At 36.2% G+C, this 14,577-nt stretch carries 12 protein-coding genes; all 12 read right to left on the reverse strand.

Annotated elements, in window-relative coordinates; genetic code table 11:
- Nucleotides 1-28: 28 nt before the first annotated feature.
- Complete coding sequence (locus RT761_RS03145) at nucleotides 29-1,189, reverse strand: sugar ABC transporter permease (protein ID WP_218112630.1); 1,161 nt, start codon at nucleotides 1,187-1,189, stop codon at nucleotides 29-31.
- Nucleotides 1,186-2,733 carry a sugar ABC transporter ATP-binding protein gene (locus RT761_RS03150; protein WP_218112631.1) on the reverse strand — a complete coding sequence of 516 codons (1,548 nt, stop codon included), beginning with the start codon at nucleotides 2,731-2,733 and terminating at the stop codon, nucleotides 1,186-1,188. The genes RT761_RS03145 and RT761_RS03150 overlap by 4 nt, the downstream gene beginning before the upstream one ends.
- Nucleotides 2,734-2,888: 155 nt before the next feature.
- On the reverse strand, nucleotides 2,889-3,950 hold the full coding sequence (gene xylF, locus RT761_RS03155) for a D-xylose ABC transporter substrate-binding protein (protein WP_218112632.1): 1,062 nt from the start codon (nucleotides 3,948-3,950) through the stop codon (nucleotides 2,889-2,891).
- Nucleotides 3,951-4,576: 626 nt separating this feature from the next.
- On the reverse strand, nucleotides 4,577-5,305 hold the full coding sequence (locus RT761_RS03160; RefSeq protein ID WP_218112633.1) for a putative quinol monooxygenase: 729 nt from the start codon (nucleotides 5,303-5,305) through the stop codon (nucleotides 4,577-4,579).
- A 390-nt stretch (nucleotides 5,306-5,695) separates the two neighbouring features.
- Nucleotides 5,696-6,436, reverse strand: coding sequence for an SDR family NAD(P)-dependent oxidoreductase (locus RT761_RS03165; protein ID WP_218112634.1), 741 nt, complete (start codon nucleotides 6,434-6,436; stop codon nucleotides 5,696-5,698).
- Between the two features lie 528 nt (nucleotides 6,437-6,964).
- Nucleotides 6,965-7,798, reverse strand: coding sequence for a branched-chain amino acid ABC transporter permease (locus RT761_RS03170; RefSeq protein ID WP_218112635.1), 834 nt, complete (start codon nucleotides 7,796-7,798; stop codon nucleotides 6,965-6,967).
- Nucleotides 7,795-8,838: a branched-chain amino acid ABC transporter permease gene (locus RT761_RS03175; protein WP_218112636.1), complete on the reverse strand. Its 1,044-nt coding sequence runs from the start codon at nucleotides 8,836-8,838 to the stop codon at nucleotides 7,795-7,797. The genes RT761_RS03170 and RT761_RS03175 overlap by 4 nt, the downstream gene beginning before the upstream one ends.
- Nucleotides 8,839-8,872: 34 nt before the next feature.
- The gene (locus tag RT761_RS03180) at nucleotides 8,873-9,562 is read right to left on the reverse strand and encodes an ABC transporter ATP-binding protein (RefSeq protein ID WP_218112637.1); all 690 of its coding nucleotides are present in this window, start codon (nucleotides 9,560-9,562) and stop codon (nucleotides 8,873-8,875) included.
- Nucleotides 9,563-9,578: 16 nt separating this feature from the next.
- Nucleotides 9,579-10,385: an ABC transporter ATP-binding protein gene (locus tag RT761_RS03185; protein ID WP_218112638.1), complete on the reverse strand. Its 807-nt coding sequence runs from the start codon at nucleotides 10,383-10,385 to the stop codon at nucleotides 9,579-9,581.
- Nucleotides 10,386-10,471: 86 nt separating this feature from the next.
- Nucleotides 10,472-11,719 carry an ABC transporter substrate-binding protein gene (locus RT761_RS03190; protein WP_218112639.1) on the reverse strand — a complete coding sequence of 416 codons (1,248 nt, stop codon included), beginning with the start codon at nucleotides 11,717-11,719 and terminating at the stop codon, nucleotides 10,472-10,474.
- Between the two features lie 505 nt (nucleotides 11,720-12,224).
- Nucleotides 12,225-13,466: a metal-dependent hydrolase family protein gene (locus RT761_RS03195; protein ID WP_218112640.1), complete on the reverse strand. Its 1,242-nt coding sequence runs from the start codon at nucleotides 13,464-13,466 to the stop codon at nucleotides 12,225-12,227.
- Between the two features lie 62 nt (nucleotides 13,467-13,528).
- Complete coding sequence (locus RT761_RS03200) at nucleotides 13,529-14,554, reverse strand: ABC transporter permease (protein WP_218112641.1); 1,026 nt, start codon at nucleotides 14,552-14,554, stop codon at nucleotides 13,529-13,531.
- Between the last annotated feature and the right edge of the window lie 23 nt (nucleotides 14,555-14,577).

Genomic DNA, 14,577 nt, shown 5'->3' on the forward strand with positions numbered 1-14,577 from the left:
ATTTTTTTTCTAAATCACTTAAGAAGTTCTATCTTTTTTCTGAAGCCTTCCGAGACATATCAAACCATACAGCCAAAATAAGGACTAATCCTTTGACGATAGTTTGCATAAAGTAAGGAGCATTGAGTAAGCTCATTCCATTATCAATACTCGCCATAACAACTGCGCCAATAATTGCACCAGTGACAGTACCAATTCCACCCATCAAGCTTGCTCCTCCAATTACACAAGCTGCTATGGCATCAAGTTCACCATTGGTGCCAGCGTTAACTGAAGCTGAATCTAAGCGAGCAGTTAAGTAAATACCGGCTATTGCAGCCATTAAACCATTGATCATAAACACTGCTAAGGTTATTTTCCTGATATTAATGCCCGATAATCTACTTGCCATAGTGTTTCCACCAATAGCATAGATTCTTCTCCCAAATACCGTCCTGTTTGTCACATAATTAAATACCAATAATAACAAAATGAGCAAAATTACCGGATTCGGTATACCATGATAAGCATTTAACATCATCACAAATAAAATAACTAAACAACTAAAAACAATTATAATAATTAACGTATTTCTAAAAGGCGAAACAGGAAGATTGTGCATAATCTTTCCACGCCTTTGTTGAAGCTGAATAACAATAAACCCTACGATAGCGATGATACCAATAACCACTCCGGCAATTGGAGGAATAAATTGTTTTCCAATTACACCAAAAAAAGGACTTAATGGACCTATGGTTATCCCATCGGTTATTCCAACCAAAACTCCCCGAAAAATGAGCAACCCTGCCATAGTAACTATAAAAGCAGGAACATTGCGGTAGGCAAACCACCACCCATTCCATAAGCCCAAAAGGATACCAACACCCAGAGTAATGATTATCGCCAACCCTGAAGGAATGCCATGCCAGACATTTAGAATAGCCAATATGCCACCACAAAGACCAGCAAGAGATCCAACCGACAAATCCACTTGACCCAGTAAAATTACATTTACCATCCCTATGGCCATAATACCGGTAAAAACTGATTGCCGGAATAAATTAGTCATATTTCTTGGTAATAAAAAGGTCCCATTAGAAGCAATAGTGAATACTATCCAAATACCGATCAATGCAAAGATCATCATGTATTGACGCACATCTAATTGAGAAAATAAGTTAGAACGTTTTGTTGTATCATTTATAATCATGAATACACCATCCTGCATTCAGTTCCAGTCGCATAAATCATTATATCTTCCTGACTGACATTTCTCTCAGAATTATCAAATTCACCAGTAACCCGACCTTGGCACATAACCAAAATCCGGTCACACATCCCAAGAATTTCTGGTAACTCTGATGAAACCATTATAATTCCCAGGTCTTCCTGAACCAGGGAATTCATAATTGTATAGATTTCTCTTTTCGCACCTACATCAATCCCTCGGGTTGGTTCATCAAGAATTAAAACCGATATTGATTTTAACAAACCTCTGGCTAAAAGGACCTTCTGTTGGTTTCCACCGCTAAGGTTAATAATTGGAGTAGAAAATGATGGAGTTTTAATCTGAAACTTTCGAACACTTTCGTTCACAGAAACAATTTCTTGGTCTTCATCAATGCTTCCCATTTTTTTCTTAAACTGTTTAATAAAAGCAATTGAAATATTTTCTCTTACATCCATAGTTGGTATATTTCCAAAAGCTTTGCGATCTTCAGTAATATAAACGATCCCTTTTTCCAGAGCAGCTTGTGGAGATTGAATTTGTAATTTCTCTCCTTTCAATAATACCTCACCGGTATACCTCCCTTGAGGATTCCCAAAAAGGGCATTAACCAATTCGGTACGACCTGCTCCGACCAAGCCAAACAATCCTAGAATTTCACCACTATATAATTCTAAATTGACATTTTGCACCAAGATTTTTGATTTTATAGGGTCAATTAAGTTAATATTTTCTGCTTTTAGAAGAGGTGTTTTATTATTTTTTTGAGGACGAGTTGGATAATATTCGGTGATCTCCCTCCCAACCATCAATTTAACCAGGTCTCTTTTGGTTAAATTTCTGATTTCACCACCACCTACTGTTTTCCCATCTCTCAGAACGGTCACATAATCAGCTATCTCTAAAACTTCATCTAAGCGGTGTGAAATATATATGCATGCAACTCCTTGAGTTTTAATGTCTCTTAGAATAGACATTAATAATTCGACTTCATGTCGGGTTAGAGACGCCGTTGGTTCATCTAAGATTAAAACTTTGGTTCCCTTAATTCGAAGAGCTCGAGCAATTTGGATCAGTTGTTGCTTGCCAATGCCTAAATCTTTCATTCTGGTTGTTGGAAGAACATCATCAATTTTTAAAGTCTTTAACCACTCAACAGTTTGTGAGTACATTTCATCGGCATCGAGAATCCCTTTTCGATGAATTTCATGGCCTACAAATATATTTTCAGTTACATTCAGTTCTCGAAAAAGGCTTAATTCTTGGTGAATAACCACAATTCCAGCAGCTTCTGCTTCATGAATTGTATCAAAGGTTCGTTCTATCCCATCAACCAGAATTTGGCCTTCATAGGTTTGAGTAGGATAATACCCACTAAGAACATTAATAAGGGTTGATTTCCCGGCACCATTTTCACCACATAAGGCATGAATCTGATTACGATAAACCTGGATTGATACTCCATCTAAAGCTCGAACTCCGGGGAAATTTTTAATTATATTTTTTGCTTCAAGAACAATTGTCATTTTCATGCCCTCACTCTAATTCAAATACTAAATGGTTACCAACCGGTAATAATAAGTTTCTCTGTAGGATTTTAACTATGTTATTGAGGAATTTATAAATTAGTTTTCTATATTGGTGGGAATCATCAGAAGTATGATTCCCACCATTTAGCGAATTATTCTTTAGGCCATTCTGGACGCTGATCTTCTGGCACATTCTTATAAACATCTTCGAAAGAATGAAAACCATCTGCTATGACTGTTTCTAAAATGTTTGACTGATCAACTGCGATGATTTCAAGATTGATGGATGGTACGTCTTTTTGCCCATTATTGTAAGTTGCATTGGTTTCTATAGTTTTCCCCTGAACAATGTTGAAAGCTAAATCAATTGCCGCTGCAGCCAATTTTGGTAATGGTTTATATACTGACATAGTTTGAGTACCCGCGACAATCCGCTGGCAAGCTGCTAAATCGGCATCTTGGCCTGTTATTAATACCTTACCAGCTAAATCCTGTTCCAAAAGTGCCTGGATCGCACCATTGGCTGTGCTATCATTGGAGGCTAAAATAGCATCAATCTGGTTATTGTTGGCGGTTAAAACATCTTCACTAAGCTGCATGGCATTCTCAGATAACCAACCTTCTGCCCATTGATCTCCAACTACCACTACATCTCCCTTATCAATGTATGATTGTAACACCATCATTTGACCTTCCCGGAAAAGTAAAGCATTATTGTCGGTTTTTGGACCAGCCAAGAGGAAATATCTCCCTTTGGGCATTCGATCTAAGAGGTATTGAGCTTGAAGCTTGCCCACTCCTAACATGTCGAAGGTAATATAATAATCCAGATCTGCATTTTCAATAATTCTGTCATAAGCTATAACCTTTATATTATCGGCATGGGCTGCTTCGACAGCCGGTGCTAAGGTTTTACTATTGGTTGGAAGAGCAATTAGTACGTCTATGCCCTTTGTTAACATATTTTCAACATCTGCTATTTGCTTTTGCTCGTCACCATCAGCTGAAACAGCATAAACAGTGGCACCCAATTCTTTAGCTCGGGCAACCATATAATCCATATCCCTTTTCCAACGTTCCAGCCGAAGATCTCCAACCGAAACTCCAATTGTTATAGTTTTTCCTTCTTCAGCTAAGGCAAATTGAATTGACGAAAATAGTACTAATGTTAAAATCACTAAACCAATGATTTTTGTCCATATATTTTTTTTCATTCTAAATCCTCCTTTTTTCAATAAATAAGCATGATAGATTTTTAAATTTTATTGACTGGAGTTTCTTGATGAATAAATTGCAGCATAGAACAACAATTATTTTATTATTTTCCCAACTCCTTTCTTTTTGATAAAATAATTGCAATACAATTTAAGAAAAATTCACTCTATTCTCATTTTCCTAACAAATTGTGTTGAAAAATTAACATATTGAATAAAGCCTGTCAATAGTAAAAAAAAAGATATTTTATTGTAATAAAAATAGTAATATTGCTTTTCTTGTATTTATAATTTTGTCGTTAAACTAGGAAACATTACAATTATACCGTGCATCCTCCGTGCTTTTTAATAGAGCAAAATATATCTTTAGAAAAGAAAGCATTAAGAAAATATTCATAGGATGGAGAAAAAATAAGGGCTAATTTGCTAGTATATATATAGATAAAACGCTTAAATGCCAATTTTTAATTAAATTTCTTTATTTTTTTGGTTTTGACCGAGTTTTACCTTTATTTATAACCACTAAAGCCATTAAAAAATCTATAGCTTCAGAAAAAAAGAATAAAAAAAGAGAGGGATATATTTATCCCTCTCTTGTGCTTAACATTCTAGATTGTTACTATTGATTACTTTTCTTTTCCAGATGCGGTCAATTCGTGATCTATAACCTTCCATCCAGTCAGGTCTATTTTATGAGTTACCTTTGGAGACATATCAAACCACCGCACTAAGTAATCAGCCTTCATGTGTTCATGTTTCCAAACCTTATAGTCATACCAGTTTTCGTAGTACATGATCTTTCTTGGATTCGCAGTCATGTTATCCATATCCAGGTTAACATGCATCTCATAGCTGATGCAACCAGGTTCAGTATGTGTATAAGGAACTAAAGCCAGCATTTCTTTCCAGGCACGATCTTCACAATCTTCTTTAACATCAACCATAGCTAGAAGGGTATATTTATCTTTCGGATTTATGAGATCTCCTCCTCTAAAGATTGGACAGGTTGGCAACTTTACTCTCTCCCAAATGTATAGTTCCCAGCTCTCACAAACATCACCAGCTATATTTTTCCAACCTTGGAGGTAGGGCATATCCATATGTTTGTCCCAATCGGCTCTGCTTCTCCAGATTTCGTAGAACATATAAAATCTGGGATTCTCTACCATATAATTATTATCCTCAGTTCCCACATTCACATGCATTTGATAAAAAAGACAACTTGGTTCTCGGTTGGTAAGAGGAACAAGATCTACCAATGCTTTTCTTGCTCTTTCCTCAGAACCTTCCTTAATATGGTTCAATGATAGAACAACCAATTCCTTGTCATCGCCAATATGATTAGTTTTCGGCATTTCTTTTTTATCCTCCCTTATAAATTTCTCATTTTTTGACAGTTAATAAATCTAAAATACTTCAAAAAATTATTTAATTTTCCAATCGGTTGAATTGTATTTCAATATCAATTCCGAACCAATTTTCCCAGAAAATACTTATCAAGAAGATTTACATTGACTTTTTTTAGCAGTGATTGTGATAAACGACTAATCTTCATAATATTTGTGGAATGATACGGAGAAAATCTCTCGTATGGTCAATCAATATTTTTTTTCCTTTTCTATTGCATTAAATAATTCTTACATTACTTAGATTTACTTATTCCAACTATAATTCTCTTATCTTTATAAAGGAATAGGTATAAAAGAAAATTCATCCCCACCTCTAAGATGGGGATTTACAGTTAATTAAATCATTGATAATCCACCATCAACTATTATCGTTTGGCCAGTCATCCAATCAGATTCATCTGAAGCAAGATAAACAATAGAACCAATATGATCCTCAGGCTCGCCCAGTCTACCCAATGGAATACCACTTTCCAAGGCTTTTCTCAATTCTGGATCTGAAATGGCGGATTTCCCAAGAGGGGTTAATGTAGTGCCAGGGCAAATCCCATTTACTCTAATGCCATACTGTCCCAACTCTGATGCCATTGCTCTAATGAGCGACAATACAGCTCCTTTTGAAGAAGAATAGGCAGCATGGAGAGGTTCACCAACAACAGCTGCTTTAGAAGAAACATTGATAATTTTCCCCTTACCCTGTTTAATCATAATTGGTACCACTGCTTGGCAACAGTATACGACTCCCATTACGTTAACTTCAAACATTTTTTGCCAGGTCTCTGGCGTTTCTTCCCAGAACTTACCTCCAGCATGAATGCCAGCATTACAAATCAATGCATCAATCTTACCAAATCTCTTCATCACCTCATCTACCATTGCCTTAACCTGCGATTGTGACGAAACGTCGGTACGAATAAATGCTGCTTTCCCTCCGATTTCATGCTCAATTGACTTGCCTGTTTCCTCATTAATTTCAACTATGACAACATTCGCACCTTCTTTTGCACAACCTTTACAGAAAGCCTCCCCAAGCCCCTGACCAGCACCAGTTACTATAACAACTTTGTCCTTTAATCTCATACTTTTCCTCCTATATTGGTATATAATTACCATTTTTTGATAGAAAACAAACTTTATAAAAAAATTATACGAAATTTTAATGTTTCTGTCAATATAAAAAAACTATTAAAAATGGAATTAACCTTTTAAATAAACATTTAACAAAAAATAATTCAGTATTTATAAAATATAGATAGAAATTTAACATGTTATGTATATTTTTTTACATTAGTATTCGTTCTGAAATTTTTCGGATTAGGGACTTTTTACTCACAATGCCATAGCTGTTCATATTTAGAGGATTAATTCTTAATTCCTATCTTTATTGGAGCTTTAATTTTATTAACTATTTATTTCAATATTTTTAAGCTTAAATAAATGCTTACCAAGTTATTTTTTCTAAGTTATAATTTGTCTCATCAGTAAAGAATTGATATTTTAGTAATAGAAATCATTTCAAGCAGAAATATGCAGAGAACGCTTTTAATTTTTTTGATTTTTCACTATTAAAATGTTAAGGAATTAAATTGATATAACCATTAAATATCATTAAATATCTATTGGTCTAAAGAAAAGTACAACAGCCATAGCAATAAAAACCACAATTTCAGATCCAGCGGGCCAAAAACGACCTGTAATAGAAATTAACATGCCCAATATAAAGGAGGCAAAAAAAGTCCCTCGTAAATTTCCCATTCCTCCGGTTAAAACTACGGCAAAACAAAGAAGTAAGATATTTAAACCCATATAAGGATGAACCGCTGTAATAGGTGCATACAAAACTCCACCAACAGCAGCTAAAGCACTTCCCAAAACAAAGGCAATAGAAAAATACCTTTCAACCTGTATCCCAAGACAACGCACTCCTTCTTTGTTGTCCAATGCTGCTCTAATAATCTTACCAACCATGGACTTTTTTATAAATAATTCAAGTCCAAAAAATACCAATATTGCCAGAATTATTACAAATATTCGATATACAGGAAAAACAAATCCCATAAAATCGATAGATTTTCCTATCGGATCACTAAGTGGTTTCGGATATACACCCCATATCCACTTGACTATATCAACTCCGATTAGAAAAACTGCAAAGGTCGCAATAAAAGTATAATCCAGAGATTCCCCATATAAACGTCGAATGATAAAACGTTCTATACAGTATCCCGCCGTAGCAGCGATCAAAACTGCTAAAATACCTCCCCATAAAAAGGGTATACCAAAGTCATTTACCGATGCCGCCAAAATATAAGCCCCAATTGTATAGGTAATCGTATGTGCAAAATTTATTACTCTCATGGTGCCAAAGGTAAGAGATAGACCAATAGATATAAGATAGAGGACTGCTCCAATGGTTAATCCGTACATAATTGCATAGATCATTTGGATACCCCTTTCTCCAAAGATGGGTTGGAGTCTTCACGGGCAGTAACTCTCTTAAATAAGGTTTCTAAACCACCCCAGATGCCCTTTCTAAACCTGAAAACTATGAGTAATAATGATACCCCAAGAAGGAGTTCCCAACGCTGGAAATAAATTGGAAGAAGATTTGTGATCAACATATATATAATTCCACCAACAATCGATCCATAAAGGCTTCCGGGACCTCCTATTAAACAAGCAAATATAACACCCGAATTTGCATTTACATCGAGCACATTGGGATTTATATACCCATAATTCAATGCTGTTAAAGCACCGGCAAAACCCGCAATAGATGCAGAAATTATAAAATTAATCCATTTATAATAATAGGTATTATAGCCTAAGAACCTCACCCGTTTTTCATCCTCCTTTATTGAACGTAATAAAACTCCGAATGAAGAGGAGGTGATTACTCGGAGGATAAAGAAAACAAAAATCAAGGAAATCATGACAAACCAGAAACGAAAATTTGGATTCCTAAAATTGAAAATACTAAAGCTAAGATTTCTTACACTTAAGCCATTTTCTCCTCCGGTGATCGCTTTTAAGGGTGACATTACCAAAAACCAACCAACACGGTTAAAAGCAAGATTAATCAAAGCGAAACATGCCCCGGTTGCTCGTATAGCAATCGAACCCGCTGCCATTCCTACTACACATGCAGCCAAAACCCCAAATACAATTGCTAATAAAGGATTTGAAGTAAGATATCGAAGGGAAAGACCTGTAGCGTAAGCCCCAACTCCAAGGTAAAGAAGATGCCCCATGGATAATTTTCCCATATAACCATATAAAAAATCAAAAGACAATACCATAATACAAAAAATTGCAAAATCGGTTACTCGATGGGTTCCTAAAAAGGGTATAAAAATAATAAAGACGATAATCAGAAAGATTAGCTCAAAGATCCGCCGACCAAAACTGGTTTTAGTTAAATGACTCCACCAAAGAGTAAAAGTCTGAATTACCCCTCTATGCTTACTAAGGCCATTCTTCATAAGACTTCATCCCCTTCTTCTATCTTAACCGAATCTAAAGAGATTTCTCTAAAAGAGCTATGTTTCGGATTTCTGAAACATCATTTAATATTCGGGAAACTTTTCCTTCTTTAAGTACAATAACTTGGTCTGCTAAACGACTCACAAGTGGAAGGTTTTGCTCAACAATGATTGTCGTTAATTTTCCTCTTAAACGACTTAATATCTTAGCAATGTCATTAATGACAACAGCTGCCAAGCCTTGTGTGGGTTCATCAATTAGCATCAATCTTGGATCACCAACTAAGGCCTGCCCAATAAGGAGAACTTGCCTTTGCCCACCACTCAGTTGACCAGCTTTTAATTGGAGAAATTCTTTCATCTTGGGATATATTTCTAAAACCTTATTAAGAGCTCGCGAAAGAGGTTCGCCGCTTGAGAATGCAGCAAGTTCAATGTTTTCCTGAACAGTTAGACTACCAAAAACCTTCTTATCCTGATTAACATAACGAATTCCTCGATGATAGAGCTTATTTGGTAATAAACCTGTTATATTTTCATTATCATAGTAAATCGAACCCTTTATGGGTCGAATAAGTCCTACTATACTTTTAAGAAGTGTCGTTTTCCCTGCTCCATTTCGACCCACAATAAAAACAGTTTTTCCTGCTTCTAATTCAAGAAATATATTATATAGTACTTTGGCGTGACCATAGGCAACGTCAATATCGGCAACTTTTAGCATACTTTATATCTCCCCTCTAAAAAGACGAATTCTGAGCTCGATCAAAAGATGTTTCACTCTGTCTTTCTACTTCAAACGTCTCCTCCTTACCCCAGTAACACTCGTTAACTAAAGAGTCTCTAAGAACCTCAGATGGACCGCCCTCGCAGATGATGTGCCCTTCATTCATTACACTGAGTCGGTCTATAAAATCAACAATTGCTGATATTTTATGCTCAATTATAGCAATTGTTACTTTCCCTTTGAGGGTTTTCAATAATGATAGAACTTTGGTTATTTCAACATCGCTTAAACCACTGAATGGTTCATCGAGTAGTAATAGCTTAGGTTTCAAAGAAAGAGAAAGGGCAATCTCTAGTAGTCTCCTATCACCATAGGATAGTTCTGCAGTTACCACTTGAGCATAGCCTTCAAGCTCGACAAGCTCCAATATTTCTTTAGCGCTATCCCAAGTATTATAAGCAGAAGAGGTTAAAAACTTCCAAAATGATTGATTAAGCTTATTACTCCACGTGATACAAGGAACCAGATTTTCCCATACCTTGAGGGAATTAAATACTGATACAAGCTGGAAGGTACGCACCATTCCCATGCTTACTCTTCTTTCCGGTGATAGACGGGTAATATCTCGCCCTTGGAAGGTGACTTTACCTGATGATGGAAGAAAAAAGCCGGTCAATAGATTAAAGAGAGTGGTTTTCCCTGAACCATTTGGTCCAATAATCCCTAAAGTTTCATTTTCCTCAATAGAAAGGTTTACATCATTGACTGCAGTTAATCCCCCGAAGTGCTTAACCAATCCATTCGTTGTAAGTAAGCTCATCTGCATTGGCCTCCTTAAACCAATTTCTCTTTAAGCGAAAGAGAAGCAAGGCTCCCTTAAAAAAAGAGAGCCTTGCTGGCCTACAATTACTCATATCCCATTTCTGATAATGGTAAGCATAGAACTTCGGTTTCAAAGAAATCAGTAATTTTGGCAAAATCCCATTGATCAATGCGTCCCTCAGTTCCTTTTCCTTCGCCAACAAAGTAAGCGTACTTGTAAAAAGGTCTCCCATCAGGACGCCAAGCACCTGGTCCTTTAAAACTTTGGAAATCTGGACTCTCCAATAATGCCTGATACATCTTTGCTGGATCAGTTGATTGAGCTGCTTCCATGGCTCGGAGGGTTTCCTTCATTCCTATGTAGGCATATGCAGCCATTACGTCGGGTTGTTCACCATATTCTTTCATAAAGGCTGCCCGAATCTTCTCGGCATTTTCATAGGTCTCTATATCTTTTTCTTTAATTTGGCTTAAATCATGGTACAGCCACATTCCCATTGTTACTCCATTAAGAGCTTCGGGTGGGATACCTGCAGCAATACTTATTACAATAGCATTGTAAAAAATCTTGGTATGTTTGCTTAAACCTAACTCGTAAGCTTGTTTCAGTATTTCAATGCCATCAGTACCCCATTGCCCCATCTGTACCACATCAGGCTTTGATTCAATGATCTTGAGTATATAAGAAGTATAATCAGGGGTTCCTACCGGAGTCCAAATAAATTCTAATTTAATGTCGGGATATTTCTCGTAAACTTGCTTCATCCCAACACCAACTCCATGACCATATGCATAGTCAGGAAGGCAAGCAATAACATATTTTGGTTTATAAGTCTGAATCACATATTCCGAGGTCATACGACCTATCGCATCAACTGCGCCTTGTGAAGTAAAATAGTATGGTGCTTTATTTTCCTTACGGAATACGGCTTCTTCAATTGAATTCGTAACCATGACAAACGCACTGCCATCTAACGCTTGTTCATTAATAGCGGTACTGACGTGAGCGAAAGTTCCACCCACTAAGCTCGTGATCCCTTCTTCAATATATTCTCGATACCTTCGAACTGCAACATCTGGCTTAGTCTCATCATCTCGCACGACTGCTTCAACTTGATACTTTTTGTCCCCTATTGTTAACCCTCCTGCCTCATTAACTTCTTTAACAGCAAGAAGAGCTCCTTCTGATTGAGCCTTCCCGGTAGGTGCTCCCGTACCTGTAAGACTGTACATTATTCCAACTTTAATCACATTTTCTTCAGCAATCGCCAAACCACAACTCATTAGAAATAAAACAACAATCACTAAAATACTTGCCCATTGTCTTTTCACTCTTAAGTTCCTCCTCTCCTTTTTCTTTGAAGATTAACCACTCCACACAATTCTTTTCCAAACTTCTTGAGCATCACCTACCTTTTTGAAAGAGTTATACCAAATTATGGTACTTTATTAACAATGCCTTTTCATATTGTAACACCCAAAAAAAATTTTTACAATAAATTGCATTAAATCATATTGATTATTCTTTTTGAAATTTCTTTTAATGCCATCACAATAAAAGTAGCTCTGGGGATTAAAATCACAAATCATTTATAAATTCATATAATAAGGTACTTACTACATAATCATCAAAAAAAATTCTTTATTGAACCTTAAAAACTTTCTCTTGTTCGATTTTTTAACAAAAAAGACCATGTACTAGCCTATTATCCATTAACCGCTTTTAAGCTGATCAGGATTAGCTGATACATGGTCTTAACATCACTACATGAACTTAAACACTATTTTAATTAAATCCCAAATGAATTAGAATTCAAGCTAAGCTTTTTTAAAGTTTTTATCTTGTTATTACTACATTACCATCCTTCATTACCATTTTTATTTTTTCTACTTCAGAAAGGATTGATATATCATCCAGAGGGTTACCATCAACCATTATTATATCCGCAAATTTACCTTCTTCTATAGTCCCAACTTTATCGCCATAACCAATTGCTTCTGCAGCTGTTTTAGTTGCAGCAACAATAGCAGCCATAGGAGACATTCCCAGTTCAACAAACATCACCAGCTCTAAAGCGTTGTCTCCTTGTTTTAAAAATGGTACACCGCAATCAGAACCAAATGAAATCTTTATGCCTTTATCAAGATACATTTTGAAGTTTTTCTTCTTATCTTCCCATGTTTCTATTGCTTTTTCTACCATCCAGTCGGGTAATTCACCTTTTCCCATATTCATTACACGTTTAACATAAAGGTTTGTTGATTCGAGAAATACATTATTTTCTACCATCATATCGGCAGACTTCTCATCCAAAAAGAAACCATGAACGATCGAATTCGCTCCCGCTTTAATTGCCTTTTGAATAGCATCGGGTCCTTGCGCATGAGCAATAGCACCTTTCCCCATTTTATGTGCTTCTTCAATCGCAGCTGTTAGTTCTTCTAGCGTAGGTTGAGAGGCAGTAGCTATTCCTGGGCTTATTATATCTCTGCTTGCTACAACTTTCACATTGTCTGTTCCATTGTAGATATTCAGTCTTGCTGCTTTTCTCCATTCATCAGGTCCATCACAATGCATACCACATTGTTCTTTATGAGATGCCAGCCAAGGTGGAAGAAAGTGTCCATGACCACCAGTAACAGTTAGATGATAACCACTAGTAACAAATCTTGGCCCAACTATGTCACCTCTATTTATTGCATCCCTCAGGGCAACCTCAAGCCATCCCCATCCCGAGCCTCCATCCCGGAGTGAGGTAATTCCCATTTCGAGAATTTTTTTCAATCTTGGTATAGACCTCATTGCCAGTGCAAGTTCGTTGTAGTTTATCGGCAGACTTGTAAAACCACTTGTTTCACCGTCAGTATATATATGTACATGACTATCGATCATCCCCGGCATTATGGTCTTGCCTTTTGCTTCAATAATATCTACATTTTTTTCCTGAGCTAACTTTACCTCGCCCTTTTTCCCTATTTTGGTAATTTTATTACCTTCAATTACCACTACTGCATCTTTTACTGGAGGATTGCCCGTTCCATCCAACAATACTCCACCCTGAATTACTTTTTTCTGCATTTTTACTCTCCTCTCATATAAATTCATTATAATTTACAAATAAAACCAAAAAAAATCTAAATTTACCTTCGAGTAAGAGACTTAATTCTTCTCCCCGATTTTTCTAAATAGTAATTTGCAATCATTACTCCTATAAGAGTTATACCCCAAATAAAATTCCTAAAATAAGGCTCCAGACCAAGCAAAGAAAAACCACTTTGTAACATTTGTAAAACTAAAATTCCAAGAAAAACACCAAAAATTTTACCTTTTCCTCCTAACGTGCTTATTCCTCCAAGTACACATACCAAGAGAGCCTGGAGGACATATCCTTCACCATACCCTACTCTGGTCGAATTTACACGAGACATCATTATAAGACCACCAATACCACTTAGTAAGCCTGATAGTGTATAGGTCTTTATTATTGTAGAATTAATTTTCATGCCTGAAAATAATGCAGCTGTTTTATTTGTACCGTAAAGATAGATATTTCTACCAAAAACCGTCTTTCCCAAAACAAAGGTAAGAATTATAGTAATTATAATAAGCACAATAAAGGGAAAGGGGATGCCCCAGACTGCAAATATTCCTATTTCTGTAAATTCCTCTGGAAAACCAAGAATTGTTCTGCCTTGAGTAATGCCCATAGTTAAACCACCATAAAAAATCATTGTGGAAAGAGTCGCAAGAATTGGCATGATATGTGCTCTTACAATCAATATTCCATTAAATAAGCCACACAAAGAGGACACAACCAGAGCAACCAAAAAAGCCAGTATAATTGATAACCAAGTATTTCCTCCACCATTAGTCATGCCAAGAATGATGTAACCAGCTAATACGCTTGAAAAATTTGCTATGGAAACAATAGATAAATCTATACCACCCGAGAGCATACATAGAGCCATCCCAAAAGCCATGAAGGCAAACTCGGGGAGCTGAAAAGACATTGACCGAATATTTCTCGCTGTAAAAAATCTATCGACTGCAATGGAAAGCACCAAAAAAATTATAATTGTTGCTCCAATAAGTATTGTTGTGTTCAGATCGGCAGACCAACTTATCTTAATTTTTTCTTTGTTTGATGCATCTTTCATATTTATCATATCGATATCCCAATCCTCCACCA

The sequence above is a fragment of the Atribacter laminatus genome (genome assembly GCF_015775515.1).
Classification (GTDB): domain Bacteria; phylum Atribacterota; class Atribacteria; order Atribacterales; family Atribacteraceae; genus Atribacter; species Atribacter laminatus.

What these genes read in the sequence shown, in the direction of transcription:
- RT761_RS03145 (WP_218112630.1), bottom strand. Translation starts at nt 1,189, where the DNA reads ATGATTATAAATGATACAACAAAACGTTCTAACTTATTTTCTCAATTA.
- RT761_RS03150 (WP_218112631.1), bottom strand. Translation starts at nt 2,733, where the DNA reads ATGACAATTGTTCTTGAAGCAAAAAATATAATTAAAAATTTCCCCGGA.
- xylF (WP_218112632.1), bottom strand. Translation starts at nt 3,950, where the DNA reads ATGAAAAAAAATATATGGACAAAAATCATTGGTTTAGTGATTTTAACA.
- RT761_RS03160 (WP_218112633.1), bottom strand. Translation starts at nt 5,305, where the DNA reads ATGCCGAAAACTAATCATATTGGCGATGACAAGGAATTGGTTGTTCTA.
- RT761_RS03165 (WP_218112634.1), bottom strand. Translation starts at nt 6,436, where the DNA reads ATGAGATTAAAGGACAAAGTTGTTATAGTAACTGGTGCTGGTCAGGGG.
- RT761_RS03170 (WP_218112635.1), bottom strand. Translation starts at nt 7,798, where the DNA reads ATGATCTATGCAATTATGTACGGATTAACCATTGGAGCAGTCCTCTAT.
- RT761_RS03175 (WP_218112636.1), bottom strand. Translation starts at nt 8,838, where the DNA reads ATGAAGAATGGCCTTAGTAAGCATAGAGGGGTAATTCAGACTTTTACT.
- RT761_RS03180 (WP_218112637.1), bottom strand. Translation starts at nt 9,562, where the DNA reads ATGCTAAAAGTTGCCGATATTGACGTTGCCTATGGTCACGCCAAAGTA.
- RT761_RS03185 (WP_218112638.1), bottom strand. Translation starts at nt 10,385, where the DNA reads ATGAGCTTACTTACAACGAATGGATTGGTTAAGCACTTCGGGGGATTA.
- RT761_RS03195 (WP_218112640.1), bottom strand. Translation starts at nt 13,466, where the DNA reads ATGCAGAAAAAAGTAATTCAGGGTGGAGTATTGTTGGATGGAACGGGC.
- RT761_RS03200 (WP_218112641.1), bottom strand. Translation starts at nt 14,554, where the DNA reads ATGATAAATATGAAAGATGCATCAAACAAAGAAAAAATTAAGATAAGT.